The organism is Corynebacterium sp. CCUG 70398, from assembly GCF_024454055.1.
Lineage (GTDB): Bacteria > Actinomycetota > Actinomycetes > Mycobacteriales > Mycobacteriaceae > Corynebacterium > Corynebacterium genitalium.
Genome location: NZ_JAGPYZ010000001.1, coordinates 469,352 through 484,871 on the forward strand (window position 1 = coordinate 469,352; position 15,520 = coordinate 484,871).

15 protein-coding genes are annotated in these 15,520 nt (G+C 65.5%); 3 read left to right on the forward strand and 12 right to left on the reverse strand.

What is annotated here, in order from left to right; translation table 11 throughout:
• Positions 1–7: 7 nt before the first annotated feature.
• The 9 genes from ribH to KBX07_RS02285 are packed head-to-tail and all read right to left on the reverse strand — an operon-like array spanning position 8 to position 9,051.
• A complete protein-coding gene (ribH, locus tag KBX07_RS02245) occupies positions 8–499 on the reverse strand; it encodes a 6,7-dimethyl-8-ribityllumazine synthase (RefSeq protein WP_255997617.1) in 492 nt (163 codons plus the stop codon).
• A 40-nt stretch (positions 500–539) separates the two neighbouring features.
• Positions 540–1,796: a bifunctional 3,4-dihydroxy-2-butanone-4-phosphate synthase/GTP cyclohydrolase II gene (locus tag KBX07_RS02250; protein WP_255995354.1), complete on the reverse strand. Its 1,257-nt coding sequence runs from the start codon at positions 1,794–1,796 to the stop codon at positions 540–542.
• 5 nt (positions 1,797–1,801) lie between these two features.
• A complete protein-coding gene (locus KBX07_RS02255; protein ID WP_255997615.1) occupies positions 1,802–2,395 on the reverse strand; it encodes a riboflavin synthase in 594 nt (197 codons plus the stop codon).
• Positions 2,395–3,480, reverse strand: coding sequence for a bifunctional diaminohydroxyphosphoribosylaminopyrimidine deaminase/5-amino-6-(5-phosphoribosylamino)uracil reductase RibD (gene ribD / locus KBX07_RS02260; protein ID WP_256022817.1), 1,086 nt, complete (start codon positions 3,478–3,480; stop codon positions 2,395–2,397). Before ribD ends, KBX07_RS02255 begins: the two co-directional genes overlap by 1 nt.
• Entirely contained in the window at positions 3,477–4,148 is a 672-nt protein-coding gene (gene rpe, locus KBX07_RS02265; RefSeq protein ID WP_256022819.1) for a ribulose-phosphate 3-epimerase, read from the reverse strand. The genes ribD and rpe overlap by 4 nt, the downstream gene beginning before the upstream one ends.
• On the reverse strand, positions 4,145–5,605 hold the full coding sequence (locus KBX07_RS02270; protein ID WP_370687258.1) for an RsmB/NOP family class I SAM-dependent RNA methyltransferase: 1,461 nt from the start codon (positions 5,603–5,605) through the stop codon (positions 4,145–4,147). The genes rpe and KBX07_RS02270 overlap by 4 nt, the downstream gene beginning before the upstream one ends.
• Positions 5,602–6,549, reverse strand: a complete 948-nt coding sequence (gene fmt / locus KBX07_RS02275; RefSeq protein ID WP_256022820.1) for a methionyl-tRNA formyltransferase — start codon at positions 6,547–6,549, stop codon at positions 5,602–5,604. Before fmt ends, KBX07_RS02270 begins: the two co-directional genes overlap by 4 nt.
• A complete protein-coding gene (def, locus tag KBX07_RS02280) occupies positions 6,546–7,076 on the reverse strand; it encodes a peptide deformylase (RefSeq protein ID WP_255995348.1) in 531 nt (176 codons plus the stop codon). Before def ends, fmt begins: the two co-directional genes overlap by 4 nt.
• 10 nt (positions 7,077–7,086) lie before the next feature.
• Positions 7,087–9,051 (reverse strand): primosomal protein N', encoded by a 1,965-nt coding sequence (locus KBX07_RS02285; RefSeq protein WP_256022822.1) that lies wholly within the window; start codon positions 9,049–9,051, stop codon positions 7,087–7,089.
• 111 nt (positions 9,052–9,162) lie between these two features.
• Here KBX07_RS02285 and KBX07_RS02290 point away from each other — a divergent pair, with 111 nt between their 5' ends.
• From KBX07_RS02290 to KBX07_RS02300, 3 genes are read left to right on the forward strand one after another with little or no spacing between them, the layout of a single operon-like run.
• On the forward strand, positions 9,163–9,978 hold the full coding sequence (locus KBX07_RS02290) for a polysaccharide deacetylase family protein (RefSeq protein ID WP_256022824.1): 816 nt from the start codon (positions 9,163–9,165) through the stop codon (positions 9,976–9,978).
• A gap of 44 nt (positions 9,979–10,022) precedes the next feature.
• Complete coding sequence (locus KBX07_RS02295; protein ID WP_255997607.1) at positions 10,023–10,364, forward strand: hypothetical protein; 342 nt, start codon at positions 10,023–10,025, stop codon at positions 10,362–10,364.
• A 3-nt stretch (positions 10,365–10,367) separates the two neighbouring features.
• A complete protein-coding gene (locus KBX07_RS02300; RefSeq protein ID WP_256022825.1) occupies positions 10,368–11,228 on the forward strand; it encodes a hypothetical protein in 861 nt (286 codons plus the stop codon).
• On the opposite strand, the gene metK is transcribed toward KBX07_RS02300, so the two are convergent.
• The 3 genes from metK to KBX07_RS02315 all read right to left on the reverse strand — a co-directional run bounded on the left by metK (position 11,225) and on the right by KBX07_RS02315 (position 15,277).
• On the reverse strand, positions 11,225–12,433 hold the full coding sequence (metK, locus tag KBX07_RS02305; protein ID WP_256022827.1) for a methionine adenosyltransferase: 1,209 nt from the start codon (positions 12,431–12,433) through the stop codon (positions 11,225–11,227). The two genes, KBX07_RS02300 and metK, sit on opposite strands and share 4 nt — an antisense overlap.
• 25 nt (positions 12,434–12,458) lie before the next feature.
• A complete protein-coding gene (gene coaBC / locus KBX07_RS02310; protein ID WP_256022829.1) occupies positions 12,459–13,697 on the reverse strand; it encodes a bifunctional phosphopantothenoylcysteine decarboxylase/phosphopantothenate--cysteine ligase CoaBC in 1,239 nt (412 codons plus the stop codon).
• Positions 13,698–13,792: 95 nt separating this feature from the next.
• On the reverse strand, positions 13,793–15,277 hold the full coding sequence (locus KBX07_RS02315) for a hypothetical protein (RefSeq protein ID WP_256022902.1): 1,485 nt from the start codon (positions 15,275–15,277) through the stop codon (positions 13,793–13,795).
• Positions 15,278–15,520: the final 243 nt, after the last annotated feature.

Genomic DNA, 15,520 nt, shown 5'->3' on the forward strand with positions numbered 1-15,520 from the left:
GTTCGCGCTAGTCGCGGGCCAAAAGCGGGAATGTGCGCACCTGCGCCAGCGTCTTAGCTGCACCGAGCGCCGCAGCAACAGCTTCTGCGCCCTTGTCTTCCTTCGCGCCTTTGCCGCCGGCGCGGTCAAGTGCTTGCTGCTCATTGTCGACGGTGAGCACGCCGCTGCCCACAGGCACTTCCTCATCGAGCGCCACCCGGGTGAGGCCCTCCGTCACGGAATCGCAGACATAATCGAAGTGGGCCGTTTCACCGCGGATGACGCAGCCGAGGGCGACGACGGCGTCGAAACGCTTCGCGCACGCCTGCACGACAACCGGCAGCTCCAGCGCGCCAGCGACAGAAAAGACTTCGACCTTCGCACCAGCGTCGCGTGCGGCGGTCACGGCGCGGTCACGCAGCTTATCGACGATGCCTGCGTTCCACTTCGTCACCACCACCGCCACCGACATTCCCTCGGCATTCAACTGTGCGAGCTGGGGCGCTCCGGTCGTAGCCATACGGTTTCTTTCCCTTCTTTTACCCGTGTGAAGCAGAGCTTCACACACCGTGCGTGCGTTCCCATTCGGTGACCAGCGGCAGGTCATGGCCCATCCGGTCGCGCTTTGTGCGCAGGTAATAGATGTTGTCGTGGGAGGGGGCGATTTCAATGCGGGTGCGCCCGGCAATGACAGGTCCAAAACCGCTCAAGGCCTCCACCTTGTCCGGGTTGTTGGACAGCACCTCCGCCGAGGCTACGCCGAGATCGGCGAGGATGTGGCCGGCAACGGAGTATTCCCGCGCGTCGATCGGCAAACCCTGCTCCAAGTTCGCATCGACGGTATCGAGCCCGTCGTCCTGCAGACGGTAGGCCTGCAGTTTAGCCACCAGTCCGATGCCGCGGCCCTCATGCCCGCGCACGTACACGATCACACCGCGCCCGGCGGCTTGGATCCGGCGCATGGACTCGTGCAGCTGCGGGCCGCAGTCGCAACGTGTCGAGGAGAACACATCCCCCGTCAGGCACTCCGAGTGGACACGGACCAACACATCGTCGTCCCCGCCCGCCTCGGTGACGTCGCCGACGACGAGGGCGACGTGCTCGGTGCCGTCGACAAGCGCGCGGTAACCGTACGCCGTGAACACGCCGTAATCGGTGGGCAATGTTGTCGTAGCTGCTCGCTCGACCATTGGCTCGGTGCGGCGACGGTGCTGGATGAGCTGCGCGATCGAGATCATTGGTAGGCCGTGCTCGTCGGCGAAGCGGCGGAGTTCAGGCCCGCGCGCCATGTCGGTCGGGTCGTCTTCGGACACGATCTCGCACAGCACGCCCACCGGCGCACAGCCGGCCATGCGGGAAAGATCGACAGCGGCCTCGGTGTGCCCGTCGCGGGCGAGCACCCCGCCAGCGCGGGCACGCAACGGAACAATGTGACCGGGTCGGGTGAACGCCTCCGGGCCAAAGCTCGGGTCGGCGAGCCGGCGGATCGTCTCCGCACGCGAGCGGGCTGAAATCCCCGTCGTTCCCGTCGCCGCATCCACGGTCACGGCATAGGCCGTGCCGCGTGCGTCTTCGTTCTGCGCCACCATCGGCGGCAGGTTCAGTTCACTGGCGCGGGAGTCCTCCATGGACACGCAGATGTAGCCGGAGGAATAGCGCACCATGAACGCAACGAGCTCAGGCGTCGCGTGATCTGCTGCGAAGATGAGGTCACCCTCGTTCTCACGGTCTTCATCGTCGACAACCACGACCGCCCCACCGCGGGCGATGGCTGCCACGGCGTGATCAATAGAATCCAGTCGCAGGGTGTCGCTCATGGGGACTAATGGTAGCCCGCCACCATTTTTTCGACGTATTTGGCCACCACGTCAACTTCCATATTCACCGGCTCGCCGACGGCCAACTCACCGAATGTCGTTTCAGCCAACGTCGTCGGGATGAGCGAGACCTCCACGTAGTCCGCGCTTACCGCAGAGACTGTCAGCGAGGTGCCGTTGAGCGCGATCGAGCCCTTCTCCACGACGTAGCGCGCGAGCTGCTCCGGCAGCGAGAAACGCAGCACGTCCCAGTGCTCTGAACTTTCACGGGAGATGAGCTCGCCGACACCGTCGACATGCCCCTGCACGATGTGGCCACCCATTCGCGCCCCCGCCGCCAGGGCTCGCTCGAGGTTGACGTTCGAGCCGACCTCGTAGCTGCCCAAGCGGGAGCGGTTCAGCGTTTCCTGCATGACGTCGGCGGTGAACACGCCACCTGCAGCCTCCACGACCGTTAGACACACGCCGTCGACGGCGATCGAGTCGCCCGGCTGGGCATCAGCAGTGACTTTCGGTCCGCGCACCGTGAGTCGCACGGCCTCATCGAGCCGCTCCAGCTTCTCGACGCTTCCCACTTCCTCCACCAGGCCCGTGAACATCAAGTCTCCTCTTCCTCGCACTCTTCGCAACGGCGAAGCGCAATGAGCACGTCGTCGTTGCTGGTGTAGTCGACGTAGTCGATCTCATAGCGTTGCGCCTGCGTAAGCGTGCCCACCAATGGTCCATCGATCATGCTGCGTCCAGCCCCGAAAAGCATCGGGGCGACGTATGCGTGAATCGCGTCGACGACGCCGAGCTCGAACACGCTGCGCATAAGCGTCGGCCCGCCTTCTACGATGACGTGCCGCGCCCCGGTCTCCCACAACGCGTCGAGCGCCTCCTGCGGGGTGGCGTACTGCTCGAACCCAAGCCGGGTCAGGTTGCCCTCCGGTACCTCACGCGTGCCGACGACCACCCTGCGCGGCTGCCTCTCCGCTAACGTTCCGTCAGCTTTCCGGGCAGTCAACGACGGGTTATCAGCCAGGGCCGTTCCGGTGCCGATGATGATCGCGTCCACCCGCGAGCGATCCTCATGGACCCACTCGCGGGTGATCGGACCGGTGATCCACTGGCTCGACCCATCCGGCGCAGCCACGAACCCGTCAAGGGTAGCGGCGAACTTGGCGGTGACCGACACCCGACCATGGCGCACCGCCGTCAACCATGGCGCAAGTCCGGTCACGTCGTAGGTCTTGTGGTGCACTTCCACCCCGTGCCGGCGCAGGTACTCGGCACCGCCGGATGCCTCCGAATTCGGATCCGGCTCGATGTAGACGACTTTGGCGATACCGGCCGCCACGATCGCTTCCGCACACGGCCCTGTCCGCCCGGTGTGGTTGCACGGTTCAAGGGTGACCAGCATGCACGCGCCCCTCAGCCCGTCATCCCCGACCTTTTCACGCGCCGCGTCGAGGGCGACGATCTCCGCGTGCCGTCCGCCGACAGGTTCGGTTCCCCCGGTGGCGATGATCTCCGGCTCGGCCTGATCCCAGTCGTCCACGATCACCGGCTCAACCTCGCGGTAGATGACGCACCCGACAGGCGGGTTGGGGCTCGTCGTGCCCCGCACTGCGGCACCGGCGTCGAGCGCTTCCCACAGCGCTGTTTCTTCCTGTTCGGTGAATGTGTGGGTGTAGTGCCTCATACAGCATCCGCCGGGCGGGCCTCGGTCGCCAACCCGCGCAGCTTCTCCACTGCCTCTGCCGGGTCGTGCGCGCCGAACACCGCCGATCCCGCGACGAAAGACTCCACGCCAGCCTCAGCGGCTTGCTTGATGGTGGATTCGCCGATGCCGCCGTCGATGCCAATGATCGTCGATAAGCCAGCATTTGCGATGTGCTCGCGTAACGTGACCACCTTGTTTAAGACCTCCGGCATGAACTTTTGGCCGCCGAAACCGGGCTCGACGCTCATGACCATGACTTCCTCGAAGTGCTCGAGGTCGTCGAGATACGGCTCGATCGGCGTGCCGGGCTTGATCGCGAACCCAGCCTCGACGCCCAAGTCATGCAGCTTCTTTGCTGCGTTGATGTGGTCGTTCGTTGCCTCGATGTGGAAGACCAGACGGTCGCCGCCAGCATCGATGTAGGTCTCGAACCAGCGCTCCGGCTCCTCGATCATCATGTGGATGTCCAGGAACTGGTCGGTGACGCGGTTGACGGCCTTGGTCACGTCCGGCCCGAACGACAGGTTAGGCACGAAGTGGCCGTCCATGATGTCCACGTGGATCAAGTCGGCGGTGGGCACCTTTTCCACGTCCGCGCCGAGCGCGGCGTAATCGGCGGCCAGGATCGACGGGGCGATGTAGATCATGACTTCATCTTACGGAGAACGGACAGAAACATAGCGTCCGTGCCGTGCCGGTGCGGCCACATCTGCGCACTGAGGTGCTCACCAAGCTCGCCCATCTCCGGAAGGAACTCGCGTGCGTCCAGCTCTTCAACGTCCCCCTTCGCCAGTTGCTTATCGACGATCCCGCGCGTCTCCCGCGCATCCGGCGAACACGTGGAATACACCACCACACCACCGGGCTTGGCCAGATTCACAGCGGAGGCGAGCAGCTCTTCCTGCAGCGTGTTCAACTCAGCAACGTCGTCTTCGCTCTTGCGCCACCGGGCTTCAGGGCGGCGGCGCAGGGCACCTAGGCCGGAGCATGGTGCGTCCACAAGCACGCGGTCAAAGCCTGCCTCGAGACCGGGATTGCGCCCGTCGGCGACGTGGACCGTCACCGGCAAGCCTTCGGCGCTCTTGCGGATCAACTCAGCGCGGGTCTCCCCGATCTCCACCGCATCGACCGTCGCGCCGTCGATCGCAGCGATGGAGCCCATGAGCGCGGCCTTGCCACCTGGGCCGGCGCACAGATCCAGCCAACGGCCGTGGTCGCCGCCGTCAGCCTCGACGGGCACTTCGGTCACCGCGCGGGCGATGAGCTGCGAACCCTCGTCTTGCACCGCCGCCATGCGGTCGCGCACCGGTTCGAGTGATCCTGGGTCACCGCCGTCGAGGTAGACAGCGTAGGGGCTGTAGCCGCCCTCCTCGCCACCGGTGACCAGTGCGAGCTCCTCCGCGCTCATCTCCCCCGGCCGCGCAACGAGATGCACTTTCGGCCGCTCCGAATCAGCTGCGAGCGCCGCTTCCAGTTCGTCGGCAGGCAGTACCTGAGCGAAAGAGCGCGCGATCCATTCCGGGTGCGCGGTGCGAAACGCGGTCGCCGCCGACTCGTCGGACGGCGCGAGCTTATCCATCCATTCTTGCGCCGACGTGCGCGCGACAGTGCGCAGGATGCCGTTCACAAAACCCTTCGCCTTGCCTTGGCCTGCGGCCTCCGCGAGGCGCACTGAGGTGTCAACAGCAGCGTGGTCATCCACCCGCGTCATCAGCAGCTGGTAGGTGCCCAATCGCAACGCCGTCAACACGGCTGGGTCGAGCTCAGTCAGGGGACGCGACGAGCATTCCGCAATGACCGCGTCGAGCACCCCCAGCATCCGCAGCGTGCCGTAGGCCAGCTCGGTGGCAAAAGCAGCATCGCGGCCTTTGACTTTGCGTTCACGGAGGATTTGCGGCAGGACCAGGTTGCCGAACGCGTCCTCCGTCTCCACGCGCAGCACCGCGTCGAACGCGGCCTCGCGTGCAGCGTCGCCAATGCGCGAGTGCGCCTGCGGCCGCTTCGGCGTGTTGTGCCTTTGCTTCGACTTCCCCTGCTTGGAGGCGTCCTGTTTCTGGCTGCCCTGCTGCGCGCTCTTCGTGCGCGACCGGAATCCGCCGCTCACTCGAAGACCACCTCCGCGCCTTCTCCAGACCTGTCTTCAGAGCCGGAGGTGTGGAGGCCGCGGGCCCAGTCGGTGGCCCGCATCATCTTCTTTCCCGGAGGCTGGATCATGCCCAGCACAACGGACCCGTCGCCGGTGCCAACACGCACTTCGGCCTTAGAAATGGCCACATGCCCCGGCGCGAGTTGCTCGTGGGAGGGGGTGATGGGGCCGACTTTGTAGCGGGCATCGCCAAGCGTTGTCCACGCTCCGGGGCCCGGTGTGTGGGCGCGAACGGCGCGGTCAATCTCCGCCGCGGAGGACTGCCAGTCAATGCGGGCATCATCTTTCGTGATCTTCGGCGCGTAGGTCGCCTCCCCCTCCTGCGGGGTGAATATCGCGGTGCCGGATTCCAGGTCATCCATGGTGCGGACAAGCAGGTCAGCACCGTCATAGGCCAGGCGCGTCAGCAGGTCATCCGCCGTGTCGGTGGCGCGGATTTCTTCTCGCTGTTGACCGATGATGTCGCCGGTGTCCAAGCCCTGGTCGATCCGGAACGTCGTGGCGCCGCTGAATTCGTCGCCGTGGAGAATCCCCGCCTGCACGGGGGCGGCCCCGCGCCACTGCGGCAGCAGCGAAAAGTGCAGGTTGATCCAGCCGTGGCGGGGAATGGTCAGAAAGTCCTCTGGGATGAGATTGCCGTAGGCGACAACGGGAATGGCGTCGGGAGCCAGCTCCGTCAGCCGGGCATGCGCCTCCTCGTTGCCGCGCAGAGTCTCTGGGGTGAGCACCTCGATGCCGTGCTCCATAGCCAGCGCTTTGACCGGAGAAGGGTGAAGGGTACGGCCGCGGCCCTTCTTCGCGTCCGGGCGGGTGAGCACTGCGACGACCTCGTGATCGGAGGCGATGAGCTTCTGCAGTGCGACGACGGCCGGTTCGGGTGTGCCTGCGAAAATCAATCTCATGCCCTGTCTCCTTCCTCAACCAGCTCCCCCTGTGCCTGGTACCAATCCGCACCGCGGATGACCGCCATGGCTTCCTTGCGCACCTCCGGCTCCAAACGCCGCAGGAACAGCACCCCGTCCAGGTGGTCTGTTTCGTGCTGGATGCAGCGCGCCAGCAAGCCGTTGCCGCGGATTGCCACCGGACGGCCGAACTCATCTTGGCCGCGAGCGATGACGTTCTCGTGCCGCTCCACCTCAGCCTGAATGCCCGGGATGGACAAACAGCCCTCTGGGCCGATCTGCACGTAGTCGTCGATCGGCTCCCACACCGGATTGATCAGGGCGCCGCGCATGCCGTTGCAGTCGTAGACAAAAATGCGCTTGGTCAGCCCGATCTGGTTGGCAGCCAAGCCCACGCCGCCGGCGGCATCCATCGTCTCCAGCATGTCGCTGACCAGCGTGCGTAGCGCTTCGTCGAACGTGTCGATGCGGGTGGCTTCGGAATTGAGCACCGGATCCCCGAAGATCCTGATGGGGCGAACTGTCATGGGCGCGAGTCTAACCAATGTCCATCGGATTGATGGTGATGCGCAGCGGCGCCTCCTGTTTGCGGGTGGCGCGGTTCACGTTCGCCGCCCGCAGCGCCTTGCCCAGCGCAGTGCGCGTCGACAGCGGGGCGCGGATGAGCACGCGCTGTTGATAGGTCTCGTCACCAAGGTCAACCGGGCCGAGCACCTCCGCGTGCGGCGGCAAATCGATGTGCGCCAGGAAATCCGTCAGCGACTCCCTAGGCGAATCCACCGCCGCCATGTGCACCGCGGGCGGGAACCGCACCTCACGCCGCGCTTCCAGCTCGTGGGCCGCATATCCGGGCGCATCCCAGCGGATGAGGTGCTGGACGACGGGCAGCGCGGGTTCTGCGACAACGACAACGTCGCCTTGCTTATCGACGAGCCCCGCCGCCCCCATCCACTTCGCCAACGCCTCCTCACTCGCCCGCATGTCCGGGCGGCCGAGCAACGCCCACGTATCTAACAGGACAGCGGCACCATAACCTCCGCTGGCGCGTGGTTCTGCCCCCGGCGTGGCGACGACGATGGCGGGCCCGTCCGGCACCTCCTTGAGAATCTTCTCTCCCCAGGACATGATCACCTTGGCCGGTGCGAAGGCGCGGCCGAGTTCTTCCGCGGTGCGCTGCGTTCCCAGCACGACGGCCCTCAGGCGGTGCGAGCCGCACACCGGGCACACGTACGACGAGTCCATCCGCCCACACCAGCGGCATGTCGGCGCGGCGGCTTCCCCGCCACTGGGCAGGCCCAGCGGTCCGTTGCACGCGCGGCAGCGAGCAGGTTCGCGGCAATTTCCGCACGCCAAGGACTGCACATACCCGGTGCGCGGTACTTGGAACAACACCGGCTTGTCGGCGGCCAGCGCCTTGCGTGCGGCCTCGAACGCGACAGACGGGATGCGGGCAGCGGCCGCGCGCGGGTCTTTCTCCAAAGCGAAGTCGCTGTCGCCGGCAGCGTGAATGAACGGCGACCGGGCCCGCACCGTCGCACGCGGGGCCACCAAGTCGTGCGCCCACCCGGATTCCACAAGCAACTGCGTCTCCGCCGTGCGTGCGTGGCCACCGATGATGAGCGAGGCCTTCTCGATCGCTGAGCGCGTGGTCAGCACCTCCCGCGCGTGGGTGTACGGCGCGCGCGGGTCGACGAGAGAATCGTCGCCGTCGAACATCACGACGGCGAGTTGCAGCTTTTCGACGGGCGCGAACCCCGCCGACCGCGTCCCCACCACAATCCGGCCCTGCCCGTGCAGCACCGACAGGAACCGGCTGTACCGGGCCTGGGGGCCGAGCGAAGCCGTGAGCGTGGTGATCTGCCGCGGCCCCACCAGCTCGCGCAGGGCTGCATCGACCGTGTCCACGTCCGTCTGGTCGGGCACGACAATGAGGACTCCCCCGCCGTCCTTCGCCACCTTCGTGGCCAGCGCCGCCAGCGCGGCAGCCCAATCGTCGCCAGGCGCAATCTGCCAGGCCGCCCGCGCGAGTGTTCCGCCGATGACGGCATCAACAAAGGATTCCCCGTGCTCGTAAGCGCTCCAGGCGCTCAAGTCCGGCTCGGCTGCCTCGCCCAGCTCTTCCCACGCTGTGGTGGTGTCCGTTTCCTCGGCTTTGGTGTGGCGCGGTGGAATAGCGGTGCGGATCAGGTCGGACCGGGTGGCGGCGTATCGGTCGGCTAATGCGTCGATAAGCAAGCGCATGCGCTCTGGATAAACCACCTCCGGGGAGACGACGCGCTCAATGAACCGCAGTTTCCCCTCGTGGTCGCTGGTGGCGGCGCGCTCGAGCACCAGCGCATCCACGAGCCGCCCCGCAAAACGAATGCGCACACGCACGCCCGGCTGCGCGGCTTCCGAGTCTGATTCGGCCACCAGGTAATCAAACGGCCGGTCCAAATGCGGCAAACCCAGAAGCGGCAAGACACGCGCAACAGGGTTGTCCGTGGCGAGCGTCTCAGGCATGCCCACATCGTAGCTTGACCCCCGGACACCACCGACGCATACTCATTGCAGCTGTGTGCAGTGCGCATTCAGTTGCGCGCTGACTGTCTCTACCCTGTTGTGCCCCGGAACATGATGAAACGCTCTCTATTCTCCGTGCTTGCGGCTGCCGTCTGTGTGGTTCCCCTAGCGGCGCCTGCCGCCCCCGCAGCGGCTGACCCGAGCTCTGCTGACCCCGCGCTCACGCTCGACACCGAGACGCTGCAAACACCGTCGATGAGCGTCGTGCCAGAGCCATCCGGCGAGGCCATGCCGAAGCTCGATGTCCCGTCGGAGGACTGTTCCGACTGCGTGGCGGTCACGTTTGATGACGGCCCTTCCGACGAGACCGTCCGCCTGCTCAACATTCTGCGCGACATGGACGCCAAGGCCAGCTTCTTTGTCATCGGGACGGGTGCCGAACTACGACCCGGCATCTTGCGCCGCATGCTCAACGACAAGCACACCATCGCCAACCACTCGCGCAACCACCCGCCGCTGTCCACGCTCGCCGACGCTGGCATTATGAACGAGCTCGACCTGACCAACGCCGACATCAAGGATGCCGTGTTCTGGGGTCCGCGCTGGCTGCGCCCGCCCTATGGCGACATGGACGCCCGTGTGGCCTCCATCGCCGGCAGCCGCGGTCTCTCGCTGGCAATGTGGGATGTGGACACGAACGACTGGCAGCACCACAACGCAGCAACGTCGTGCGATATCGCCGTCAGTCAATCCCAGCCTGGCTCGATCATTCTGCTGCACGACATCCACACAGAAAGCGTCGACGCCGTCCCGTGCATCATTGACGGGCTGCGCGCGAAAGGCCTGCGCCCTGTCAGCCTCGACGAGATGATTCCCGAGCCGGAAGCCGGCAGGACCTACACCAACAAATTCACCCCCGCGTCTTAGGCACCTTCACGCCCGGCCCCCGGCAGCGCCTAGAGTGTGAGGCCATGGACGAAGAGAGAACTGGCTGGACTAAAGCGACCCCCTACATCGTGATGGCCGCCTACGTGGTGGGGCCGCTCGTGCTCATTCCCCTCGGCAGCGTCGCGCTCGTCATTGCGTTCATCTTCGCCACCGCCGCCATCGCCGGGCTTATCGACGGCTACACCCACCGGTTCACGTGGTCGCTGCCCTTCTTCACCGGCGCGGGCTTCGCCATCGCCAAGATCCTCTACTTCAACGACGGGACCTTCATATACGCGTTCGGGTGTTTCCTCCTCACCGCGGCGGCTGCGGCGATTGGCGCGACGCTGTCACCAAAGGCGCCTGCGCGCCCCGAGGAGGCTTAACCCATGGAAACGTGGAGTTTGCGCCACCCCGAATACGGCCTCATTGAGGTCCGCGCCGGTTTCGACCAGGAGTTCCGGGACATCCACTCCGATTGGCCCAGCAGCAGTGACGACGAAAAGAGCGGCGGCACGCAGCTCACCGCAGACTCGTCGCTCGTTGAGCGCGCCCAATCGAGGTTCCGCAATCCGCGCACCCGCGTCGAAGTGCTTGTCGACGGCCGCCCCCAACACCGCTTCGAGCAACTCGAATCCGACCGCTTTCACCTGTTCGTCCGCGCTCCCTCGCAAGGCGCGCCAGACGAACTGCGCCCCATGGCGACCCTCGGTGTCGACCGCAGCAAACCCAACCTGAAGGTCGTCGTGAGCCCCTTCAGGGAGATCCTCCAGATCGACTTCCGCGAAGGCGACACAGTTGTGGAGTTCGATCCGCCGCCGGGGAGTCGGGGTGAGAAACGTCGTCAAGCGATGCAGTCGAGCGACCTGAAGCGCACCGCAATCCCTATCCTCGAGGGGCTGAGCAAAGGTGGCTGGGCTCTGCTGATCCTGCTGCTCGGGCCGCTGCTGGCGCGGCTGCTTCCGGACTGGGAGATACCAGACATCACCCTACCTTCGCCGCCGCAGATGGATCTGCCGGTGCCGAACCTGCCACAGATGAACCTGCCGACCTTTGACTTCTCCCTGGATATCCCGGACCTGCCGGAGCTGCCCGAATGGGTGAAAGTGGTCATCGAGCACAGCAATATTTGGCTGCCGATTGTCGTCGGCATCGTGGTGGGCATTGTCGCGCTGCGCAACCACCGGAAATCGGAGGCGCAAAAGCGGCAATGGGGCGAAACCCGCGACGAGCGCGAACCGCGCGACTAGATTCCGGCGGCGGCCTTCAGGTCGTCGACTTTGTTCAGCGCCTCCCACGGGAAGTCCACATCGGTGCGGCCGAAGTGGCCGTACGCCGCCGTCGGCGCGTAGATCGGGCGCAGCAGGTCGAGCTCACGGATGATCGCCGCGGGGCGCAGATCGAAGACCTTTTCCACGGCCTGCTGAATAGACTCACTAGTCTGTCCGTCGGCGGCGGTACCGAAGGTCTCCACATAGAGACCCACCGGCGTCGCGCGGCCAATCGCGTAGGCGACCTGGACCTCGACGCGTTTGGCCAGGCCTGCGGCGACAATGTTCTTGGCCACCCAACGCATCGCGTACGCCGCAGAACGATCCACCTTCGACGGATCTTTGCCGGAGAACGCGCCGCCGCCGTGGCGGGCCATGCCACCGTAGGTGTCCACGATGATCTTTCGGCCGGTCAGCCCCGCATCCCCCATCGGTCCGCCGAGCACGAAGGATCCCGACGGGTTGACCAGCAGCTTCGTCTCGTCGGTTAAGAAGTCTTCCAGGCCCGCTTCCCGGAGGACGTGCTCGAGGACGTGGGTGCGCAGTGCGTCGACAAGCTCCTGGCCCGTGAAGTCCGGATCGTGTTGCGTAGAGATGACCACAGTGTCCAGGTAGACGGGTGTGTCACCGTCGTAGGCGTAGGTGGCCTGCGTCTTGCCGTCCGGGCGCAAGCCGCGCACAATGCCGTCCTTGCGCACCTGCGTCAGGCGGCGCGACAGGCGGTGGGCCGTGGAGATCGGCAGCGGCATGAACTCGGGCGTCTCGTCGGTGGCGTAGCCGAACATGAGGCCCTGGTCGCCGGCACCGGCCTTGTCCTCCGCTTCGGTCGACTCGTTGGAGCGAACCTCGAGTGAATCCGTCACGCCGTCGGAAATCTCCGCGGATTGGTCACCGATCGCGATGTTCACGCCGCAGGTGCGACCGTCGAATCCGACCTCCGAAGAGGTGAATCCGATCTCGACGAGTTTGTCGCGCACCAGCTTCGCAATGTTCGAGTAGGCCTGGGTGGTCACCTCGCCCACCACGTGCACCTGGCCGGTGGTCACGAGCGTTTCCACCGCCACACGCGAATGCGGGTCCTGGGCGAGCATGTCGTCGAGAATGGTGTCAGAAATGGCGTCACAAATCTTGTCCGGGTGGCCCTCGGTCACGGACTCGCTGGTGAAAAGGCGGTGGAAGGTCATGGTGCCCAAGAATAGACCAAGCGGTCTAATTGGGCAACAGCTTCTCTATCGCGTCCCAAATACCGGCCGCCACCTCGTGCTTTGTGCCGTCGGCGACCTCCTCAACGCCGCCGTCCTTCGACAGCAGCCAGCCGCTGTTGCGCTTCTCACCGAACACTTTGCCGCCACTGACGTCATTGACCATGAGCATGTCCGCGCCCTTGCGCGCGAGTTTCGCCTTGCCGTGCTCGAGCGGGGTGTCTGTCTCCGCCGCGAATCCCACGATCGTCGCAGGCACGTGCTTGTCGACGAGCCCCTTCAAAATGTCCGGGTTCTCCACCAACTTCACGGTGCTGAGCGAGTCGTCCGCCTGGCCCTTCTTCAGCTTGCTGGTCGCCTCTTCCTCTGGGCGGTAATCGGCAACGGCGGCGGCCATGATGACGATGTCTGCGCCTTCCGCCGCGTCATTGACCGCCTGTTCCATGTCACGGGTGGAGCGCACCCTGACGATGTTCGCGCCCGGTGGGGTGAACAGCTCATCCGTGGCACCGGCGACGATCGTGACGTCCGCCCCACGGTGTACAGCGATGTCCGCGAGCGCAAACCCCTGGCGCCCCGAGGACCGGTTACCGATGAAGCGCACGGGATCAATATTCTCCTGCGTCCCGCCGGCGCTGATGACGACCTTCTTGCCCTCCAGCGAGCGCTCAAACCGCCCCCGCTTGACGACGGTGCGCGCCATCTCCGCAATCTGCTCCGCCTCCAACATGCGACCCGCACCAGTGTCCGTGCCCGTCAGCCGGCCGTGGGCGGGTTCGAGCACGATCACGCCGCGGCGGCGCAGCGTCGCAACGTTGTCGCGCGTAGCCGGGTTCTCCCACATCTCCGTGTGCATTGCCGGGGCGAGCACCACCGGACACGTGGCGACGAGCACTGTTGCCGTTAACAGATCATCCGCCCTGCCTGCTGCGATGCGCGCGATGGTGTCCGCTGTCGCCGGCGCGATGACAATGAGGTCGGCCTCCTTACCCACGCGGACGTGCTGGACCTCATCCACCTTCGCGAACACGCCTGTATCCACCGGGTTGCCCGAAAGAGCCTCGAACGTTGCGGCGCCGACGAAGTTCAGCGCGGCCGGGGTAGGCACGACGCGCACGCTATGCCCCGCTTCGGTGAACTCGCGGACGAGGTGGCACGCCTTATAGGCCGCAATGCCTCCGGCAACACCAACGACGACATTAAGGGGCGTGTGCTCGGAGATCATCTCTGCAGACTGGTCGCTCATGTGGTCCGAGCTTACCTGCAGTAGCGGCCATAATCTGGTCGCTCCTCCCGCACTGCCCGGCCGCAACTATCCGCCTGGCCACAGCCCGGTCGCGGCTATCTGCGCGGTTCGCGCACCCACGCGCCGATCACGCCCGGCACCACTTCGGGTGCCTCGCCGAGCAGCGCCTTGAGGTTGCCTTCGCGCTCGACAGCAGACGTGACCGCCTGCACCCGGCCCTTCTTGCCCTTCCGGCCGCGGTTGGCTCCACCGCCGTAGGCCCCCGGCACACCCGCAGCACCACCACGTGCTGCTTGGTTGCCCTGACCGCCAATGAAGGTGTTCGACCCCGCGCCGCCAGCACCCGCACCTGCTCCTGCGCCCGGTCCAGCGCCCACACCGGGGCCAAGACCTCCCGCTCCGGCACCCGCACCTGCTCCCAGGGCTCCCGCACCGGAGCCCGATCCGGCACCAAGCCCGCCTGCGCCTGCTCCGGCTCCAAAGCCGCCAGTGCCGAAGCCGCCAGCACCCATGCGGCCGAGTCCACCTGTCCCCCGGGCTCCGCCAGTGCCTGCTCCTGTGCCGGCCCCCGCGCCAGCGAACGGCACGCCACCAAAGCCTGACGCAGCAGCTGCCGGCCCGCCGCCGGCACGGCCCGGATTCCCCATCGGTGCCACTGCCAAGCCAGGCCCGCCACCAGTCATTGCGCCACCGACTGGTGCCGACAAGCTACCCGGCAAAGAAGCCCCAGCGCCCGCCGGCAGAGGCGGAAGTGAAGGCGCTGCCGCACTCGCCGCCTGGGTCGGAGTCGCACCGGCAGCGATAGATTGCAACATGTCGGGGTTGGGGCGGCCGACTTGAGAGATGACCTCGGCTGGCGTTGTAGCACGGGCAAGTTCACCGTAGCCGGCGTCCGCAAACGCGTCCTGCATCACCTTGGGCAGCGGAATCGACTCGAAAGCACGACCGGCCTGAACGTCCGGCGCCGTCACCCCGGAACCGCCACCGCTTGGAGAATCCAAAGGCAAGAGCAGTTGCGTAAAGCTGGGGGTTACCGGCACCAATTCGGCCGTCAGTTTCGGGGAGAATGTTTCAAGAAACGTCTCTTCGAACGCCTTTGCCAGGCCTGGACTCCCTGACGCCCTCATCACCGCTAACGCCGACGCCGTTTGAAGTGAATTGGATTCCGTCACAAGAACAAGGTCTGCAGTATGCGCAGCCAATATCCCCGCCTTGGCCGAATACGCGGTGCCGGCGATTTCCACAGAACTGAGATGAGACATGGCGCGCTGGATTGCGGGAGTCTCCGACGACGATGCCAGCAGACTGAGCGCCTGCGGAATAGCGCTCACAGCGTCCCCGACGGATGTGGCTGTACCGAGCCAGTTCTCCGAGATACCCGTCATCGAACCAACATCCGTCGCGATGAGCTGGCCAAATAGGGTCTCCAGACTGAAGGGACGTCCAGCAAAAGGGTTCAAAGCCGCGAACAGGCTCGTAGTCGGCTTAGCAACGGTGAGCGAATCGATCTTCTCCTCCGTGCGCGCACGCGCTGCACCGCCATCGACCTGGTCGAACGCAGTGGCGTTCATTAAGTCCATGTTTCGAAACGCAGCCGAGTTGAACCGCAATATGTCCGCAGCGTTTTTAAGGAGCTCAGCCAAAGCCTTAGTAGCCTCCGGTTCACTGACGGAACTGATATCCATGTGCATAGAGCCCGCACTGTCAAGCCCTGAGACCTGCGAGTAAGCCCCCGCACCGCCGAAGCCGAACCCGATTTTGCTACTAACTAAACCGCTACTAGCATCCCGCAGTACGCCAGACGCCTGGTCTATGGACCCCGC